At 63.5% G+C, this 18,493-nt stretch carries 20 protein-coding genes; 9 read left to right on the forward strand and 11 right to left on the reverse strand.

The genetic code is table 11. The annotated features are described in order from the left end of the window. Window positions 1-10: 10 nt before the first annotated feature. Entirely contained in the window at window positions 11-1,186 is a 1,176-nt protein-coding gene (locus DXH78_RS04115; RefSeq protein WP_115515865.1) for an acetyl-CoA C-acetyltransferase, read from the reverse strand. A 250-nt stretch (window positions 1,187-1,436) separates the two neighbouring features. Between DXH78_RS04115 and phaR the strand changes: the two genes are divergently transcribed. Beyond that, window positions 1,437-2,021 (forward strand): polyhydroxyalkanoate synthesis repressor PhaR, encoded by a 585-nt coding sequence (phaR, locus tag DXH78_RS04120; RefSeq protein WP_115515866.1) that lies wholly within the window; start codon window positions 1,437-1,439, stop codon window positions 2,019-2,021. A gap of 98 nt (window positions 2,022-2,119) precedes the next feature. Here phaR and DXH78_RS04125 read toward each other — a convergent pair whose 3' ends face one another. After that, on the reverse strand, window positions 2,120-3,823 hold the full coding sequence (locus tag DXH78_RS04125) for a bifunctional diguanylate cyclase/phosphodiesterase (RefSeq protein ID WP_245416726.1): 1,704 nt from the start codon (window positions 3,821-3,823) through the stop codon (window positions 2,120-2,122). A 213-nt stretch (window positions 3,824-4,036) separates the two neighbouring features. On the opposite strand from DXH78_RS04125, the gene DXH78_RS04130 reads away from it, so the two are divergent. Next, window positions 4,037-4,330: a hypothetical protein gene (locus tag DXH78_RS04130; protein WP_115515867.1), complete on the forward strand. Its 294-nt coding sequence runs from the start codon at window positions 4,037-4,039 to the stop codon at window positions 4,328-4,330. Window positions 4,331-4,349: 19 nt separating this feature from the next. On the opposite strand, the gene ggt is transcribed toward DXH78_RS04130, so the two are convergent. From ggt to mtgA, 4 genes are all read right to left on the reverse strand, one after another. Beyond that, window positions 4,350-5,930, reverse strand: a complete 1,581-nt coding sequence (gene ggt, locus DXH78_RS04135) for a gamma-glutamyltransferase (RefSeq protein ID WP_115515868.1) — start codon at window positions 5,928-5,930, stop codon at window positions 4,350-4,352. Between the two features lie 7 nt (window positions 5,931-5,937). Beyond that, window positions 5,938-6,360, reverse strand: a complete 423-nt coding sequence (locus tag DXH78_RS04140) for a hypothetical protein (protein WP_115515869.1) — start codon at window positions 6,358-6,360, stop codon at window positions 5,938-5,940. A 33-nt stretch (window positions 6,361-6,393) separates the two neighbouring features. Beyond that, on the reverse strand, window positions 6,394-6,579 hold the full coding sequence (gene rpmF / locus DXH78_RS04145; RefSeq protein ID WP_115517714.1) for a 50S ribosomal protein L32: 186 nt from the start codon (window positions 6,577-6,579) through the stop codon (window positions 6,394-6,396). 105 nt (window positions 6,580-6,684) lie between these two features. Beyond that, entirely contained in the window at window positions 6,685-7,386 is a 702-nt protein-coding gene (gene mtgA, locus DXH78_RS04150; protein WP_115515870.1) for a monofunctional biosynthetic peptidoglycan transglycosylase, read from the reverse strand. Between the two features lie 108 nt (window positions 7,387-7,494). Here mtgA and DXH78_RS04155 point away from each other — a divergent pair, with 108 nt between their 5' ends. Further along, window positions 7,495-8,412, forward strand: a complete 918-nt coding sequence (locus DXH78_RS04155; protein WP_115515871.1) for a polyprenyl synthetase family protein — start codon at window positions 7,495-7,497, stop codon at window positions 8,410-8,412. 24 nt (window positions 8,413-8,436) lie between these two features. Further along, window positions 8,437-9,111, forward strand: coding sequence for a DUF1345 domain-containing protein (locus DXH78_RS04160; protein ID WP_115515872.1), 675 nt, complete (start codon window positions 8,437-8,439; stop codon window positions 9,109-9,111). A gap of 473 nt (window positions 9,112-9,584) precedes the next feature. Here the strand turns inward: DXH78_RS04160 and DXH78_RS04165 are convergent, their stop codons facing one another. Continuing rightward, window positions 9,585-10,010, reverse strand: coding sequence for a hypothetical protein (locus DXH78_RS04165; RefSeq protein WP_115515873.1), 426 nt, complete (start codon window positions 10,008-10,010; stop codon window positions 9,585-9,587). Between the two features lie 36 nt (window positions 10,011-10,046). Further along, window positions 10,047-11,285, reverse strand: coding sequence for a flavodoxin-dependent (E)-4-hydroxy-3-methylbut-2-enyl-diphosphate synthase (gene ispG, locus DXH78_RS04170; RefSeq protein WP_115515874.1), 1,239 nt, complete (start codon window positions 11,283-11,285; stop codon window positions 10,047-10,049). A 162-nt stretch (window positions 11,286-11,447) separates the two neighbouring features. Here ispG and DXH78_RS04175 point away from each other — a divergent pair, with 162 nt between their 5' ends. Further along, the gene (locus DXH78_RS04175) at window positions 11,448-12,149 is read left to right on the forward strand and encodes a hypothetical protein (RefSeq protein WP_245416727.1); all 702 of its coding nucleotides are present in this window, start codon (window positions 11,448-11,450) and stop codon (window positions 12,147-12,149) included. Window positions 12,150-12,207: 58 nt separating this feature from the next. Here the strand turns inward: DXH78_RS04175 and DXH78_RS04180 are convergent, their stop codons facing one another. The 3 genes from DXH78_RS04180 to DXH78_RS04190 all read right to left on the reverse strand — a co-directional run bounded on the left by DXH78_RS04180 (window position 12,208) and on the right by DXH78_RS04190 (window position 14,668). Next, window positions 12,208-13,056 (reverse strand): tetratricopeptide repeat protein, encoded by an 849-nt coding sequence (locus DXH78_RS04180; protein WP_115515876.1) that lies wholly within the window; start codon window positions 13,054-13,056, stop codon window positions 12,208-12,210. 14 nt (window positions 13,057-13,070) lie between these two features. Further along, window positions 13,071-14,009, reverse strand: coding sequence for a DMT family transporter (locus tag DXH78_RS04185; protein ID WP_115515877.1), 939 nt, complete (start codon window positions 14,007-14,009; stop codon window positions 13,071-13,073). Between the two features lie 143 nt (window positions 14,010-14,152). Next, window positions 14,153-14,668, reverse strand: coding sequence for a Fur family transcriptional regulator (locus DXH78_RS04190; protein ID WP_115515878.1), 516 nt, complete (start codon window positions 14,666-14,668; stop codon window positions 14,153-14,155). A gap of 177 nt (window positions 14,669-14,845) precedes the next feature. Between DXH78_RS04190 and DXH78_RS04195 the strand changes: the two genes are divergently transcribed. The 4 genes from DXH78_RS04195 (at window position 14,846) to DXH78_RS04210 (ending at window position 18,482) form a co-directional block, all read left to right on the forward strand. Then, on the forward strand, window positions 14,846-15,634 hold the full coding sequence (locus tag DXH78_RS04195; protein WP_283805628.1) for a 3-hydroxybutyrate dehydrogenase: 789 nt from the start codon (window positions 14,846-14,848) through the stop codon (window positions 15,632-15,634). 13 nt (window positions 15,635-15,647) lie between these two features. After that, on the forward strand, window positions 15,648-16,745 hold the full coding sequence (locus tag DXH78_RS04200; protein WP_115515880.1) for a patatin-like phospholipase family protein: 1,098 nt from the start codon (window positions 15,648-15,650) through the stop codon (window positions 16,743-16,745). 127 nt (window positions 16,746-16,872) lie between these two features. Then, the gene (locus tag DXH78_RS04205) at window positions 16,873-17,355 is read left to right on the forward strand and encodes a MarR family winged helix-turn-helix transcriptional regulator (RefSeq protein WP_115515881.1); all 483 of its coding nucleotides are present in this window, start codon (window positions 16,873-16,875) and stop codon (window positions 17,353-17,355) included. Continuing rightward, entirely contained in the window at window positions 17,352-18,482 is a 1,131-nt protein-coding gene (locus DXH78_RS04210) for an HlyD family secretion protein (protein WP_115515882.1), read from the forward strand. The genes DXH78_RS04205 and DXH78_RS04210 overlap by 4 nt, the downstream gene beginning before the upstream one ends. Window positions 18,483-18,493 lie beyond the last annotated feature (11 nt).

Genomic DNA, 18,493 nt, shown 5'->3' on the forward strand with positions numbered 1-18,493 from the left:
ATGCGTGTCGCTAGCGCTCCACGCACATGGCGATACCCATGCCGCCGCCGATGCAGAGGGTGGCAAGACCCTTTTTGGCATTGCGCTTCTGCATCTCGAACAGCAGGGTCGTCAGCACGCGGGCGCCCGATGCGCCGATCGGATGGCCGATGGCTATGGCGCCGCCATTGACGTTGACCTTGGACGTATCCCAGCCGAGGTCCTTGTTCACGGCGCAGGCCTGCGCGGCGAAGGCTTCGTTGGCCTCGATCAAGTCGAGGTCCTGGTGATTCCAGCCGGCCTTCTTCAGAGCCGCGCGCGAGGCCGGGATCGGCCCCGAGCCCATGATCTTCGGATCGACGCCGGCCTGTGCCCAGGACACGATGCGGGCGAGCGGAGTCTTGCCGAGTTTGGCGGCCTCCGAAGCCTTCATCAGCACCACTGCGGCTGCGCCGTCATTGATGCCCGAGGCGCTGGCGGCGGTGACGGTGCCTTCCTTGTCGAAGGCCGGGCGCAATTTGGCGATGCCTTCGAGGGTGACGCCGGCTTTCGGATACTCATCCGTGTCGACCACGATGTCGCCTTTGCGCGACTTGATCGTGACCGGCACGATTTCGTCCTTGAACTTGCCGGCCTTCATCGCGGCCTCGGCCTTGTTCTGCGAAGCGACGGCGAACTCGTCCTGCTGCTGGCGCGTGATCTGCCACTGCCGGGCGACGTTCTCCGCGGTGTTGCCCATGTGATAGCCGTTGAAGGCATCCCAGAGACCGTCCTTGATCATGGTGTCGATCAGTTCGAGCGAACCCATCTTGACGCCCGCGCGCAGGTGCTGCGCATGCGGCGCCATGCTCATCGATTCCTGACCGCCGGCGACCACGATGTCGCTGTCGCCGTTGAGGATGGCCTGATAGCCGAGGGCAACGGAACGCAGACCGGAGCCGCAGAGCTGGTTCACGCCCCAGGCAGGGCTCTCGACGGGAATGCCGGCAGCGATGGAGGCCTGGCGCGCGGGGTTCTGGCCCTGACCGGCGGTGAGGATCTGCCCCATGATGACCTCACTGACGCGGTCGCCTTCGACGCCAGCTCGCGCGAGTGCGGCCGAAATCGCAGCTTTTCCGAGTTCGTGGGCCGGCAAATTGGCAAAAGCGCCGTTAAAGGCGCCAACCGGCGTGCGGGCAGCGCTGACAATGACGACATCGTCTGGCATCGGGAACTCTCCTTAAGCGGGGCTTGTGAGGCTCTGAAAACGGCCTTTTGGCGGTGCCGCATCCTCGACAGGGGACCCCACCCTGTCAACAACGGCCGCCAGCCAAGTTATGGCCGAAAACTGGTCACTTCCTTGCGTTAACGCAAGTATGCTGCGGTGCCTCTTTCGCATCCCGCGCCGCCATAAAACAACTGGCCCATGCCGCAAGAATACGGTTATGCTTGAGGTCGGGCGGAGGAAACGTGAACCAATGGCAGACAATAAAGAGCCGGTCACCATCAAGAAATACGCTAACCGGCGGCTCTATAATACCGGCACTAGCACCTATGTGACCTTGGAAGACCTCGCCGTCATGGTCAAGAACGGCGAAGACTTTGTCGTTTTCGACGCCAAGAGCGGCGAAGACATCACCCGTTCGGTCCTGGCGCAGATCATTTTCGAGCAGGAAAACAAGGAAGGCCAAAGCCTCCTGCCAATCGCCTTCCTGCGACAGCTGATCCGCTTTTACGGCGACTCCATGCAGATGATGGTGCCGCACTTCCTCGAACAGTCGATGTCGACGCTGACCAGCCAGCAGGGCAAATTCCGCGAGCAGATGGAAAAAGCCTTCGGCGGCGTCGGCGGCTTCGGTCCGATGGAAGATCAGGTTCGCCGCAACATGGAGATGTTCGAAAAGACCTTCGCCATGTTCACGCCGCCCTTCGCCCGCAACAAGGCGAACGAGGCCGCTGCGTCCGAGAAGCCGTCATCGAGCCCCGGCACCGATATGGACGAACTCCGTCGCCAGCTCGAAGAGATGCAGAAGCGCATCGACAAGCTCGGCGGCAAGGAATAATTCCGCCGCTGGGTTCCTACCCTCCAGCCTGTCAATCTGAGATGCGGTGCGTCCGTGCCGCGTTTTTGGCGCGCATCTGATAGCCCTTGGGCAGACCGCTATTTAGTAGCTGTCGCCGCCTGGCCGGCGCCGCCCGTCCACGGCTTCTCGGCCGAAGCGAGGCCGATCAAGGCGCCCTGCATGTAGTCGCAGCCCCAGTCCCGCAGCATGGCTGCCGCGGCATCATCCTGCACCCATTCCGCCACGGCCTTGATGCGCAAACGATGCGCCAGGTCGATCATGGTCTGCACGAAGGCGCGGTCGTCGTCGGAGCGCGTAATGTTCTGCACGAAGGCGCCATCGATCTTCACGATATCGACGCCGAGACCGCGCAAATTGCGGAACGAGGTATGGCCAGCACCGAAGTCGTCGATGGCGATGCGGCAGCCGAAATCCTTGACGCGGGTGACGAAGCCGCGGGCATCGTCAACATCCTGAATGTCGGTGGTTTCCGTGATCTCGACGATCAGCCGCTCGCCGACCCCGGGATTGGCGCGCAGCATGGCGCCAAGTCCGTTCCACCACGCCGGATCAATCGCAGAGGCCGGCGAAACATTGACGCTGGTCGAAAGCTGCGGCGCAGCGATGAGCTCGGCCACCACCAGTTCGAGCACGCGATGGTCGAGCATCCGCACCAGACCCAGCCGCTCGGCCGCCGGAATGATGTCGCCGGCGTTAAGCGCGGTACCGTCTTCGCGGTGGGCGCGGATCAGGCACTCGTAAAAGGCAACGTCGCGTGAACGCGCATCGACGACCGGCTCGAAAGCCAGCGAGATGCGGCGGCCGTTGAGCGCGGCGATGATCTCGTCGGTGGCGCGCAGACTTTCCTTGCGCAGCGCATCGCGCTCGACGCTCGGACGGTAAGCGGCGAAGGAGCCACGCCGTTTGTCGCGCGCGGCGGTCAGCGCGTCTTGCGAACGGCTCAGGACTTCATCGAGGGTCGAGGCATGACGCGGCGCGTTGACGCCGCCGATGGTAATGGTGACGGCGACCGAGCCGGCCGATGTCGAGATCGGCTCCTCGCGCACACCGGCCAGCAGACGCTCGGCGGCGACGGACAATTCGTCGGGCGTGCAGCTCGTCAGCACCACAGCGAATTTGTTGCCGGAGATACGGCCGAAAAAATCCTTGCCGCGGACACGGGCGCGGATGCGCTTGCCGACCTCGGCAATCACATTCTCCGTCACCTCGAAGCCGTAGGCATCGTTGAGATTGCCGAGATGATCGATGGCGGCGAGCAGAAAGCCACAGGAACCGCGGAAGCGGATAGTGTCATCCAGCGTCTTCGACAGAATCTCGATGATCGAGGCGCGGTTCAATTCGCCGGTCAGCGGATCGAACTTGGCCAGATGCTCCAGCTCCAGTTCGCGCTTGTGCCGTTCGTCGATCGAACGAACGACGCCGCAGGCGCGTGCCGGTTTGCCGTCGGCGCCAGCGAACCAGCGGCCGGTGTCTTCAATCCAGGTCGTGGTGCCGTCGGCGCGCTTGAACGCATATTGCGCTTCGTAGGCGACGCCGTCGCCCGCATCGCGCTGCGGGCTTTTCGTCACAGCATCGAGACGACTGATGCCTGCTGCGGCGTCAACGCAACGCGCGAAACCGGAGCCTGTCTCCAGCGCCGCAACATCGGCAACACCAAGCACCGCCGCCGCGTGGGAGCTCCACGACAAGCGATCGGTGTCGAGCCGCCATTCATAGGTGGCTTCGCCAACCAGGCGCAGAATGTCGGCAGCGCCGAAAGCGGTTTCACCAGCCTTGATCACGCGAATTCCTTTTGTCCCGTTCTGGGAACGCCGCGGGCCGCGGCGGGTTGTCCAGGTGAACGCGGCACGAAGGCTACGCGGCAACACTTAAATAAATGCGTGGAAACCGCGCGTTGTCGCGCTTTAACCACGACGAAATGTTAACGGCACAGGGCTTGCCAATGAGAGGAAGAGCGTAAGCGCCCTGTCTCTCTTTGAAACAGAATTGACCCGATGCAGATCGATGCGCCCAGATTGGTTAGCAGCCAGCGTCCCGATATGACGCCACCGGATGAGTCGCGGCAAGATCCTGTAAACCAGGAATCCGGCGATACGGCGGAGCAAGGCCGGGCGCTGGTAACCGTCGCGCCACAACAGGCGCCGCTTGGGACATCCCCTTACCGTCAGGCGCCATTTCTGGCGCAGTTGATCGCCACGCGCGATCAGGCGCCACAGACCAGAGAGCGCCGCCGCGCCGAACCGGGCTACGCCGTCGCCGCGTACCGCGCCACTGCAGCGCTGGTCTGAGACCCTTCCAGTCCGAAAATCAGTAGCCGAGCGCCAGGCCGTCTTTGCGCGGCTCGGAGCCGGCGATCAGCACGCCGCGCTGCCAGTCGATCTGAACCGTCTGCGCGCCGCCCCAGGGCAGCGTGGCGTCGGCGACGAGGTGACCGCGCGCCTTGAGACCGTCGATGGTCTTCTGCGGCGCGCCATGCTCGATGAGGACCTGACCGTCCTCGAACATGAAACGCGGACAGTCGATCGCCTCCTGCACGTCCATGCCGTAGTCGAGCATGTTGAGCACGATCTGGGCGTGGCCCATCGGTTGATAGCTGCCGCCCATGACGCCGAAGCTCATATCGCAGCGGCCGTCCTTCATGGTCATGCCGGGGATGATGGTATGCATCGGCCGCTTGTTGGGACCGAAGGTATTGGCGTGATCGGGCTCGAGCGTGAAGCAGGCGCCGCGATTGGTCAGCATGATGCCCGACTTCTCGGTGCAGACACCGAGACCGAAGGCCGAATACAGCGAGTTGATAAACGAGACCGCGGTGCGATCCTTGTCGACGACAGTGAGATAGATGGTGTCGCCGCCCGGCGTCGGTGCGTCGGCAAACTCGGCACGCTTGTTGATGTCGATTTGCGCGGCGAGCTTTTTGGCAAAGCCCTTGTCGATGAGGTCGCCGACCTTGATGCGCATGTGCTCGATATCGGCGAGATGGGAATCGCGGATGGCATAACCGAGCCGCGCGGCTTCGATCTGTAGATGGAAGCGTTCGGGCCCCAGCGGATCGAACGACTTGAGATCGAAGTTCTCAAGAATGTTGAGCATGATCAGGGCAACGATGCCCTGACCGTTCGGCGGAATCTCGACGAGATCGAGACCACGATAGTTCGTCGAAACCGGCGTGACGTCGTTGCCGCGGTGCGCGCTGAAGTCTTCCGCAGTGAGGAATGAGCCCTTGGCGGCGAGCGTCTGCGCCATGTCGTCGGCAAGTTCGCCTTCATAGAACGCGCGCGCGCCTTTCTGGCCGAGCGTGCGCAAGGTCTGGCCGAGCGCCGGCGATTTGACGATGTCGCCTTCCTTCGGCGGCTGGCCGTCGAACAGATAGTGTTTGCTGGCACCGGCATCATTGCCGAGCTTGCCGACGTAACGCCGCCAGTCCCAGGCAACGCGTGCCGCGACCGGCCATCCGTTTTCGGCGTAATGGATCGCGCGCTGCAGCAAGCGATCGAGGCCGAAGCGGCCATGGGCTTTCAGAAGGGCATCCCAGGCATCGAGCGCGCCCGGCACGGTGACGGCGTGGATCGAGTCGCCGATCTCCTTGAGACCTTGCGAACGCAAAGCTTCGGCGGAAGCCTTGGCGCCGGCACGGCCGGAGCCGTTATAGCCCCACACCGGCTTGCCGGGCTTCGACACCAGCGCGTAGCAGTCACCGCCGATGCCGGTCATGTGCGGCTCGACCACGCACAAGGTGGCACAGGCCGCGACCGCGGCGTCGGCGGCGGTGCCGCCATCGCGCAGAATATCGACAGCAACCAGCGTCGCCAGCGGGTGAGAGGTGGCCGCCATGCCGTCGCAGGCGATCACCGGCGAACGGCCGGGCAACTGAAAATCACGAGACATCGGCAACTCAGGAGGTGGGAGATGAGGTCGGGAAACCGTCGACCGAGAGGTCGCGCTGCGCGGTGCGCAAGGTCACTGCGAAACCGGCGAGTACATCGACCAAGCTGATCGCCATCAAAAGGAAGAAGGTCGCGGTGGCGGCCTGCGGCACCAGCAGAAATTCGATCATCATGGCGAGAAACAGCAAAAGCGACAGCGCATGATCGACCACCGCCCGGGTGCCGATGCGCGTCGCCTTGACGATTTCGCCAAACAGGAAAACGAGCGACACGGCGATCAGAATATCGCCGGCGGACATCGTCCACTCGCCACCGGACACCAAGTGTACGCGCGTGGCGGCATCGGACCAGCTCACGCCGGCCCAGAGAAAGGCAACGATGTTGTAGATCGCGAACGGGACCAGCAGCAGGGGAAAGCCAAGCAGGTACATGAGCCAGCTTCCCTCCCGCCGATCAGAGGCGACTTAGGCCTCGGTCTTCACCTTCAGAACCTGACGGCCCCGGTACATGCCGGTCTTCAGGTCGATGTGGTGCGGACGGCGCAGCTCGCCGGAATCCTTGTCTTCGACGTAGGTCGGCTGCTTCAAAGCATCGGCCGAACGACGCATGCCGCGGCGCGACGGCGACGTTTTTCTTTTCGGCACAGCCATGGGGTTGAACTCCTGATAGGCGCAAAATGTCGGTTTGGAGCCGGGCTTATAGAGGATGAAACGGCCCAAGACCAGCCCCAAAAGGCCGGAATGAGCGTCCAGAACCTAGCGCTTTTGCCGGACGCAGGCGGCCGCTTCCGGCGCGCCCGCCGCGCGGCGCTGGTAAAGGCCCGCCAGACGCCGCAAACCCGGCCCGGGACGTTTGGCGTCACGGGTCACCGGATTGGGTAGAGACGCCGCCAGAATGGCCGCCTGATAGGCGCTGAGGTTGCCGGCCGATCGGCCGAAAGCCCGTTTGGCCCCCTCTTCGGCCCCGAATTCGCCGCCTGGACCGAGCTCGGCGATGTTGAGGTAAATTTCGAGGACCCGCCGTTTGGACAGGACGAGGTCGATCCACAGTGCCAGCGGCAGTTCCAGCGCCTTGCGGACGTAGCTGCGGCCCTGCCAGAGAAACAGGTTCTTGGCGACCTGCTGGGTGATGGTGGAGCCGCCGCGGACGTCGTCGAGGCCCTCGGCATCGACGATGGCATTCTGGATTTCGGTCAGATCGACGCCGAAATGGTCACAGAAGCGCCCGTCCTCGGCGACAATGACCGAAAGCGCCAGACTCGAATCGATCTGCGACAGCGGCACCCAGGTCCGCGCGACCCGCTGGCCGGTCGCGTATCGCCACAGCATCAAAGTCGACGGCGGATTAACCACGGCATAAAGCAGGGTCAAACCATACGGCAGCAGCAGCACAGCCAGCACGAGGTACAGCACCGTGCGCCACGCCGGGCGCTTTCGGCGGGAAAATCCGGGCCGCAATGAGGGCAGGAAATCCGAGCGACTGATCACGGCCGTCAGTGTAACCGATTGCCGCGACGATTGCGGCCCCGGCTTGCGAGCCGGACGACCTCAAGGCTAACAAGGGCCATGGGTTCCTTCGCAGACCGTCTCAACGCCGTTGCCACCGAAAGCGAAGCGCTGCTGGCGCGATTGCTCGGCGATACGCCGCTGGCCGGCGAGACGGCGCGACCGGAGCGGCTCGTTGCGGCGATGCGTCACGCCGTGCTCGGCGGCGGCAAGAGGCTGCGGCCGTTCCTCGTCGTCGAGAGCGCGGCCTTGTTCGGCGCCGGCCGCGAGGGCGCGCTGCTCGCCGGCTGCGCACTCGAACTGCTGCATTGCTATTCACTGGTCCATGACGACCTGCCGGCCATGGACAATGACGACCTGCGCCGCGGCCAGCCAACCGTTCACAAGGCTTACGACGAAGCCACCGCCATTCTCGCCGGCGATGCACTGCTGACTTTGGCGTTCGACATTCTCTCCCGTGAGGATGTTCATGCCGATGCGGGCGTTCGCATTGCGCTGGTGCGTGAGCTTGCGCGCGCATCAGGCCTTGGCGGCATGGCTGGCGGGCAGATGCTCGATCTTTCCGCCGAAGGCCGCTTTGCGCCGAAGCGCAGCTTGAGCGAAAACGAGATCATCACCTTGCAGGCGATGAAGACCGGCGCGCTGCTACGTTTTGCCTGCCGCGCCGGCGCCATTCTCGGCCAGGCGAACGCCGAGCAAATCATGGCGGTGGAACATTACGGAGCCGCGATCGGCGAAGCCTTCCAGATCGCTGACGATCTGCTCGATGTCGAGAGCGACGCCGCTACGCTGGGCAAGGCGGCCGGCAAGGACGCCGAGGCCGGCAAGGCAACCTTGGTCGCCGCGCTCGGCATCGACGGCGCCCGCGCCAGGCTCAATCATTTGATCGACAGCGCCGACAGCGCGCTGGCGCCCTTCGGCGCAAAGGCCGATACTCTGCGCGCCGCGGCCCGCTTCGTCGCCGCGCGGCGGAACTGAAAGCCAGCCCCAAAGTTCGCCTTCATGGCCAAAGCCAGATCCAATCCGATACCACCAAAGCCGGTGCGCATTGCGCAGGCACATTTCAAACTCGTCATCGCCATCGTGGCCGGCATGGCCTTCGGACTGGCGCTGCTCGCATTTCAAATCGACGTGACAGCGCGGCTGCTGGCCGGATGGGATGTCGGTCTTGTGGTCTATCTGGCGCTCGCTGCGCGCTTCAGGCGCCAACACGGCATCAAGGATATCCGCAAACGCGCGGCCGAGCAGGACGAAGGCGGCTTCGCCATTCTGCTGCTGTCGATTGTCGCCACCTTCGCCAGCCTCGTCGCCGTCGTCTTCGCGCTGGTCGGCGCCAAACATGGCAACGCGCCGCTCGCGATCGCGTTGACCATTGTCACCATCGTCCTGTCATGGACCTTCGTCCACACGATCTTCGCCTTCCACTACGCGCACGAGTATTACGGCAAGGGCCGCGACGACATCATTGGCGGGCTGGATTTTCCCGGTGACAAAGCGCCGGACTATAGCGACTTCCTGTATTTCTCGCTGGTCATCGGCATGACATCGCAGGTCTCCGATGTGCAGATCACCTCGAAAGTAATCCGGCGCATGGCGTCGATGCACGGCGTGTTGTCGTTCTTCTTCAATCTCGTGGTGCTGGCGCTGACCGTGAACGTGGTCGCCAATCTGATTTGATGCGACCTTCGCGGCCGAAGGCTTCAGCCAACGCTTCGCCGGCCCTGTTGTTTGTAAAGGCCCGGGCGAGCCTGTCCCCTTTTTCCGTTCCCCGAAGGGATGGAGCGCCGGGAGGCGCCAGAGGGCTTGCGAGGCCCCCTTGTGGACGTCCCTTGCGATCGGGACGCCCGCACGCCGATGGAAGCCGGTTTGCGAGACCTGCTCCCGAGGCGCGCGCGCCGGAATACGTCAGGTTTGCGAGGCCTGACGCACGGGCGCTGCGCCTCCCGGCGCTCCACCGGCCTTGTCCCGCGCAGCCTGCGCGGGGCTTGGCCGCGGCGCCATTGTCGGGCGCCGCGTCCGGCCCGGCCATCCGGCGCCTCATGAAGCGCCTTCGGCCGGAACGGACGACCTAGGATTAAATACTAATAGGATTACTGTCAAGGCCTGCAGAGGCCCGATCCGGCGCGCCGCGGACGAACCAGCCGGCCGCGTCAGTTCGCCTTCACCCACGCGATGTCGACAAACAGCGAGGCGTCCTTGTCGCGCTTGCGCGGCGGCTTGTCGCCGGCGGTCGCATAGGTGATGCGGACCGACTTGTTGCTGGTCCATTCGATTTTCGGCAGCGCGGCGCGCTTGTCGGGAGCGGCACAGGGCGCGCCATAGACCTCGTAAGCGCGCTTGGACGAGACGAAACTCTCGGGATAGAGCGCCAGATAGATCGCGATGGTGTCGACGCAGAACGGTTCCGGCTTGTCGCCATAGACGCGCATGTGTACGGCCTTGTAGCGGCCGTCCGGCGCCACAACGGTGTCGATATCCCGCTGCGCGCGGTCGATGGTCGCGGCGTAATAGATCGTGATGCCGATCATCAGCACACCGAGGGCAAAGAAGGTCAGCAGAACGAATTTGGGTTTCACGCGCGTTCTTTCGAATAAAGCGGGACGACTTTTGCTCTACTCGGCCGCGGTGCGCGAGCCGGTGCCCCACCGTCGCTCGATATAGTCGATCACCATCTGCTTGAAGTCTGCCGTCAGTGTCGCACCGCGCAAGGTGGCGGCTTTCTTGCCATCGATGAAGACCGGCGCGGTCGGCTGCTCGCCAGTGCCGGGCAGCGAGATGCCGATATCGGCGTGTTTGGATTCGCCGGGACCATTGACGATGCAACCCATCACCGCGACGTTGAGCGTCTCGACGCCGGGATAACGTGTCTTCCACTCCGGCATCGAGTCGCGGATGAAGCTCTGGATGTCGGAGGCGAGTTCCTGGAACGTGGTCGACGTGGTGCGACCGCAACCCGGACACGCAGCAACCAGCGGCACGAACGTACGCAGGCCCATGGTCTGCAACAATTCCTGCGCCACCTGAACTTCGCGCGTTCGGTCGCCGCCCGGCTCGGGCGTCAGGGAAATGCGAATGGTGTCGCCGATGCCCTGCTGCAGCAGCACACCCATCGAGGCCGCCGAAGCGACAATGCCCTTGGTACCCATGCCGGCTTCGGTAAGACCGAGATGCAACGCGTAGTCGGAACGGCGCGCGAGTTCGGTATAGACGGCGATGAGGTCCTGCACCGCCGAAACCTTGGCCGACAGGATGATGCAGTTCTTCGGCAGGCCGATCTCTTCGGCGCGCGCCGCAGACAGAAGCGCCGACTGCACCATGGCCTCATGCGTGACGGCGCGGGCGTCGATCGGATTGGGCGAACGCGAATTCTCGTCCATCAACTTGGTCAGCAGTTCCTGATCGAGCGAGCCCCAGTTGACGCCGATGCGCACCGGCTTGCCGTGCCTGATCGCCATCTCGACGATCTGGGTGAATTGCGGATCGCGCTTGTTCTTGAAGCCGACATTGCCGGGATTGATGCGGTACTTGTCGAGCGCCTCGGCGCAGCCGGGATAGTCGCTGAGCAGCGTGTGGCCGTTGTAATGAAAGTCGCCGACGATCGGCACGCGCACATTCATCTGCGCCAGCCGGTCCCTGATCTTCGGCACCGCGGCTGCGGCCTCGTCACGATCGACGGTGATACGCACCAGTTCGGAACCGGCCCTCGCCAGCGCCGCGATCTGGCGCGCGGTGCCTTCGACGTCCGCCGTGTCGGTGTTGGTCATCGACTGCACGACGATCGGCGCGCCACCGCCGACGGTGACGCCGGCGACATCGACTGCAACGGTTCTGTGACGGGCGGCGGGGCTCATCGGCACGTTCGTTCGGGTTGTCCTGACGGCAGGGGAGTGCCAGACAAATATGGCAGGGTCAACGCAAGCGCAAAGGCTCTTGTTACGGCCCCGGCCGACACGCAAAATGCCTACTTTCGCAGGTTGGCCGGCAGCAGGGACGCAATGGATCAGGCAAAAGACATGAAAGTCACGTTCCGCTGCCTGCCGGAACTGGAGGCCATCCTGCCGCGCCCGATACCCGCGGTGCAGGGCCTGCCGCCCTGGTTCAAGACCATGGCCCAGAAGGCATTCAGTGAGACCGCCGACACGGAAGTCATGACCATCAAGAAATGCCCGCCGGTGGTCGATGCGATGGTCTACGGCTTCTTCATTCCGCTGGTCGCCGATCTCAGGGTGGAGAACGGCGAGTTTTCGTGGGAGCGCGAGGTGCCGGCGACTGCCGTCTCGAAATTCTCGGGCTCGCCGATCGATTTTCACGATGGCGCGCAGGTCGAAGGCTCGCCTTTCTTTGAAGACGACCGCTTCGTCATCAAGTTCAACAATTTCTGGACGATCGAGACGCCACCTGGCTACTCGCTCCTGTTCACCCATCCGCTCAACCGAGTCGATCTGCCGTTCACCACGATCAGCGGCCTGGTGGACACCGATCTGTTTCCCGACAATCTCGTGAACTTCCCGGCGCGCTGGCACGACGAGAGTTTCAATGGCGTACTGCCGAAGGGCACGCCCGTCGCGCAATGCATCCCGGTGAAACGGGAGCTGTGGAGCAGCCACATCGAGCCGATGACGCCGGACCAGGCGCGCAAGCTCAGCGACACCACGACCGCGTTGGCGCAGCAGACCGGAGTCTACCGGCGGAACTTCCGCGCCCAGAAGCGTTAGCGCTTTTTGTTTGACGCGTTTTCTTCACGCGAACCGGTATCCACTTCGCTCGAAAACACTATCGCCTATTTTTGATTGCCTTCTCCGCATCGCTCGGGCGCAGCCAGAAGCGGCCGCGCTGTGCGGTGACGGCCAGGCGGAGCGCCTGACCGTAGAACTTTGGACCGCGTTCGGCAGCCGCGCGCATATTCTCATAGGCCGCATCGTCCTTGCCGAGATGCAGCATGCAATTGGCGAGGCCGAGCCGGGCTTGCGCATTGTCGGGATTGGCCGTGACCATGGCGCGAAACAATACCGCGGCTTGCGCATAGTCGCGGTCGTCCATGAGCACCATGGCGAGCGCCTCGGCGGTGGCATAGTGGCCCGGCGCAAGCCCCAGCACGCGCTCGAAACACCGGCGCGCATTCTTTCGGTCGCCGGCGGCGAGATGACATTTGCCGAGCCGCGCCATCATATCGATCATGGTCGGCGCAACGGCGATGCCCCGGCTGAACACGGCGATCGCTTCATCGATCCGGCCTCGTTCCGCGAACGTCTTCCCCAGTTCATAGAACGCCATCGGGTATTTCGCATCGCGCTTGATGGCGCGATTGAACGCGGTGACGGCTTCGTCGCCACGCCCGGCCTGCCGCAAGGCAATCCCGAATGCGGTGTCGGCTTCGGCATCGCGGTTGCCGCGCGACGCCTTTTCGAGAACGGCGACGGCCTCGGCATTCCGGCCCAGCATCATCAGCGCATAGCCGAGCACCTTTGCCGCTTCGCGGTCGCCAGCATTGGCCTGCAGGATTTCGGCGGCGATGCGTTCGGCATCTGCGGGCCGGCCCGTTTCGAGAGCATGACGCGCGTTGTGCAGGGCCTCCGACAGGGCGGCCGGCCGCGTTCTTCCGTCGGACGAGTTCGAGCGCATGGCGCGAAAAACTATCAGCTCTGCGGCTTGTTCACCAGCACAAGGCCGATGGCGACGAAGGCCACCGCCACCAGGAATGCCGGCGTTATCGGATCGCCCATAACGAAATGACCGGCGGCGACACCGAACAGCGGCGTCAGCACCGAAAACGCCGAGACGCGGCTTGCCGAGTATTTCTTGATGAGGGCAAACCACACGACAAAAGTCACGCTCACCACCCAGACCGACTGATAAGCCATCATGGCCAGCGCCTGATGGTCGGGCCAGTGCGTGATGCGCTCGCCCGCGAACCAGGACGCCAGGGCGATGATCGGCGTCGACATCAGGAGCTGATAGAGCAGTACTTTTTCGGGCGACGTGGCATTGAGCGCGCGGCTCGACTTGATCAGCAGCGTGGTGCAGGCCCACAGGACCGCCGCGATGAGGGTGAGGATATCGCCCAGCGTCTGTCGCGGATCGAGCGCCGGCGTCGGAACCCCGAAGGCCATGATCATGCCGGCAAAGGACAGCAACAGCCCGGCCCATTGCGACATGCGAAAGCGGTCGCCCGGCAACAGAATGCGTCCGCCCAGCACGACCAGAAACGGCGCCATATAGAGAAACACGGATGCACGCGTCGCCGTGGTGTAAGCGAGCCCCTGATAGATCATCGCAAACTCGACGCCAAACAGTGTGCCGGCGAGCAGGCCGACCCACAACGTGCCGTCACGCCGGAACAGCGGAATGCCGCGCAGCCAGCACCAGAGGGTGACGATCGTCATCCCGATCGCCGAGCGGATGGCGCCCTGCATCATGGCGGGAATGTCGTGGATCGCCAGTTTCACCGCGGCCTGATTGAAGCCCCAGGACAGGCACACCACCACGGTGACGGCGATAGCCACCGCATCGAGCGGGCGCGTTGTGTGGTGATGAGGCGGCGGAGCACTCGACTCTGAAGAAGCAGGCGACGACATGGACAAGCATTTCCCGGCGGCAGTGTCAGCCCCGGAAGAGTCGGGGCGTTCCGTAATCCCGATTGTTTATGATTACGGGATCGTTCGCTTGGTTGAACGATGACATTCTTTAGCCGGTGGAACGCAAGCCGCCAACCGGCCGCTCAAGCAGACCTGCAATGAGCGCAGGTGCCGGAAATTTCGATGACCGGAGTCTTGGGCGTGAAGCCGGCAGCGCGTGTGGCCGCCTTGATGGCGTCGGCGATGCCGGCGCCTGTCGCTTCGCCGACCGCGCCGCAACTGTCGCAGATGAGGAACACCACCGGATCGGCCCCGGCGTGATTGTGAACGCAGGCGATGAAGGCGTTGCGGCTTTCGATGCGATGGACAAGGCCCTGCTCGCGCAGAAAATCGAGGGCGCGGTAGATCGTGATTGGCGCCGGACGGCCGCCCTCGCCGGCTTCGGCGAGACGGTCAATCAGTTCATAGGCGCCGAGCGGGGCGTGGCTCGCCAGCAGCGCTTCGAGCACGCGGCGGCGGATCGGCGTCAGCCGCTCCTTGTTGGCGGCACAGACTGCCTCGGCATGCGCGATCGCATCCGCGGCGCAGCGGCCGTGGTCGTGATCCGGTGTCGGAAAGACCTCGCGACCTTTCTCCTGAGCTTGCGCTTTCTTCGCCACGATTCTGCTCACTTGCTAAGTCGGCCTGTCACATTGAAGTGTAGCCGAAGACGGCTCGAAGGTCGCCGTCACGACCATATATATGTTGCGACGCAATAGAAATAGGGGCAGGTTCCCGGACACCATCCGACCCGTTCGTTTACCGCCCGCCCGTTTCCGGCCTCAACGACCTCGAGGATTTCCATGCTTAAAGGCAAAACCGCACTCGTCACCGGCTCGACCTCCGGCATCGGGCTCGCCACCGCGCGGGCCTTCGCCGCCGAAGGCGCCAACATCATGCTCAACGGTTTCGGCGACAAGGGCGCCATCGAGACGATCCGTTCCGGCCTGGAAAAGGAGTTCGGCATCAAGGCGAAATATTCGCCGGCCGATATGTCGAAACCGACGGAAATCGCCGAGATGGTCGCAACGACCGAAAAGGAATTCGGTTCGCTCGATGTGCTGGTCAACAATGCCGGCATCCAGTTCGTCGCCAACATCGAGGACTTCCCGGTCGAGCGCTGGGACGCGATCATCGCCATCAATCTGTCGTCAGCCTTTCATTCGATCCGTGCGGCGATGCCGGGCATGAAGAAGCGGCAATGGGGCCGCATTATCAACATCGCTTCGGCACACGGCCTTGTCGCTAGCGCACAGAAGGTCGCCTATGTCGCGGCAAAGCATGGCATTGTCGGTCTCACCAAGGTGGTGGCGGTCGAGGCCGCCAACAATGGCGTCACCTGCAACGCCATCTGCCCCGGCTGGGTGCTGACGCCCTTGGTGCAGAAGCAGATCGACGACCGCGCCAAGGCATCGGGCAAGCCGGCGCGTGACGAAGAAATCAAACTCTTGTCCGAGAAGCAGCCAATGCATCAGTTCACCAAGCCGGAGAATATCGGCGCGCTTGCCGTGTTCCTGTCGAGCGATGCGGCGGCCTCGATTACCGGATCGGCTTATTCCATCGACGGCGGCTGGGTCGCGCAGTGAAGGCGCGCCGCGCATGAACGACTTTCTCTCCCGGCTGTTCTGGGGTGACCAGACCGGCGATACGCCCAAGCCGAAGGGAAAGAAGAAGCGCATCAATCTGGCGCTGCAAGGAGGCGGCGCGCATGGCGCTTTCACCTGGGGCGTGCTGGATCATCTGTTGGAGGACGGCCGCCTCGCTGTCGAGGGCATTTCCGGCACGTCGGCCGGTGCCGTGAATGCGGTGATGCTGGCCGACGGCCTCAACCGCGGCGGCCCCGATGAAGCGCGCAAGCGACTCGCCGAGTTCTGGCGCGCAGCCAGTCTCGGCGGCGATCTGCCCGCGGTGCAGCGGGTGGTCACCGACAGGCTGTTCGCGCTGATGCCCGGAGAAGGTTCGCCAACCTTCAACTGGCTGTCGGCGTGGTCACAATATCTGTCGCCTTACGACCTCAACCCGCTCAACATCAATCCGCTGAAAGATCTCATCGAGCGCTTCGTCGATTTCGACGGTCTGCGCAAAGACGGCCGGCAGATATTCATCGCCGCGACCAATGTGCAAACCGGGCGATTGCATATTTTTCCGAAGGACAAGATTTCCGCTGAGGCCGTGATGGCCTCAGCTTGCCTGCCTGCCGTATTTCAGGCGGTCGAAATCGACGGCGTGCCCTACTGGGATGGCGGTTATCTCGGCAATCCGGTGATCTTTCCGTTCTTCCGCTCGACACAGACGGAAGATGTTCTGATCGTCCAGATCAATCCCGTGATGCGCAAAAAAATCCCGCAGACGACGCGCGAGATCATGGGCCGCGTCAACGAGATCACCTTCAACTCGGCGCTAATGGCTGAGCTGCGCGCCATCGAATTCGTCAACCGGCTGATCGACCAGCGCCGCCTGCCGCACGGCACCGGCACGAACGAGTATCGTCACATCAACGTGCATCGCATCGTCATGGACGGCCTCGGAGAACGCTTTTCGGCGTCAACCAAGCTGCGCAACGACTTCGAATCGCTCGACCTCTTGCGCAAGCTCGGCCAGCGCGCCGCCCGGCGCTTCCTCGACAATCACTTCGCCGATATCGGCGTGCGTTCCAGCGTCGACCTGAAGGCCGATGTCTTGTCCGAACGCGGATAGGTCTGCGCCCGCCTGCCATGCATCTCCCGGAGATCTGCTCTGCCGATATTTCGGAAGTCGAAGGCCTCCATCCATATTATAAGGATGCTTATAATATGTAGGCATAGAGCTTGGAGCGATTACCGCCGTGCCGACGACCCGAAAAGAAATTGCCTTTGCTATCAATGATGTAGCTCGCCTGCTCAAGACCTATGCAGACCAGAGCGCGCGGCGTTATGGCAGCACCCGGGCCCAATGGGCGGTGCTGTCGCGGCTGAACCGCTGCGAGGGTCTCAAACAGTCGGAGCTGGCCGAGCTGCTCGACCTGCAACCGATTTCGCTGACGCGCCTGCTCGACCGCCTGGCCGACAATGGTCTGATCGAGCGCCGGCCCGATCCCAACGACCGCCGCGTCAACCGCCTGTACCTGACGCCCGCCGCACGTCCGGTGCTCGATCACCTGACCGCGCTCGGCGAGGAGCTCATGGGCCAGGTGCTCGACGGGCTCGACGATAAAGCTGTCAACCGCCTACGCGCCGATCTCGGCGTCATGCGCGACAATCTGCGTGCCGCGATCGGCCGCAACTCTCCCACTAACGAATCCCCATCCAGCAAAGTCGCAGCATCATGAGTGACAAAGTTCTGAAGGTCGTTCCAGCCCCCGAAGCCAAGAGCACTGCGGAGGGCGCGGCCGCAACCGCCGACACGCCGGCGCAGCCTGCCAAGAAGCGCAATCTGCGCCGCACGCTGCTGATCGTGCTGCCGCTCGCAGCGGCACTGATCGGCGGCGTGATCTACCTCATGGGCGGCCGCTATATCTCGACCGACAACGCCTATGTCGGCGCGCAGAAGGTGCTGATCACACCGGACGTCTCCGGCAAGGTGATGAAGGTTGCCGTGCACGAAGGCCAGCATGTGAATGCAGGCGACGAACTGCTGATGCTCGATCGCGTGCCTTTCGAACTGGCGCTGGCGCAGGCCAAAGCCAAGCTCGCCATCGCCCGCAGCGACTACGACAAGGCCAAGGCCAATCTCGCCTCGCTGATTAAGCTGTCCGATCTGGCGGAGCGGAATGTCGAACTCAAGCAGCGCGATCTCGAGCGCAAGCAGAAACTGGTCGCCTCGCAGGCCGGCTCCGCCGCCGACGTCGATACGTCGGCAGCCGCCGTGGTGGCAGCGCAGTTGCAGGCGCAATATGCCGAGCAGCAGCGCGACACGACGCTGGCTTCGCTGCTGGGCGATGCGAACCTGCCGCTGGAGAAATTCCCGGCCTACACCGAGGCCAAGGCCGTGGCGGACAACGCCGAGCGCGATCTCGCGCACACCACCTTGCGCGCGCCGATCGACGGCACCGCGACGCAGGTCGACAACATCCAGCTCGGCCGTTTCGTCGCCGCCGGCGCGCCGATCTTCAGCGTTATCGACGACGCCAATCCGTGGGTCGATGCCAATCCCAAGGAAACCGACATCACTTATCTGCGGCTTGGCCAGAAGGCGACGCTCGATATCGATTCATTCCCCGATCGCGCCTTCACCGGCACCGTGATCGCGGTGAGCCCCGGCACCGGTTCCCAGTTCTCGATCCTGCCGGCGCAGAACGCCACCGGCAACTGGGTCAAGGTCGTTCAGCGTGTGCCCGTGCGCATCGCCTTCGACAAGGGGCAGGATCTCAGCCGCCTGCGCACCGGCATGAGCGCGAACATCGCCATCGATACGCATTACAGCCGCATCCCGTTCATGTCGCACGCGGAAAAGTAACAAAGCGGCAG

The organism is Undibacter mobilis (assembly GCF_003367195.1).
Taxonomy (GTDB): domain Bacteria; phylum Pseudomonadota; class Alphaproteobacteria; order Rhizobiales; family Xanthobacteraceae; genus Pseudolabrys; species Pseudolabrys mobilis.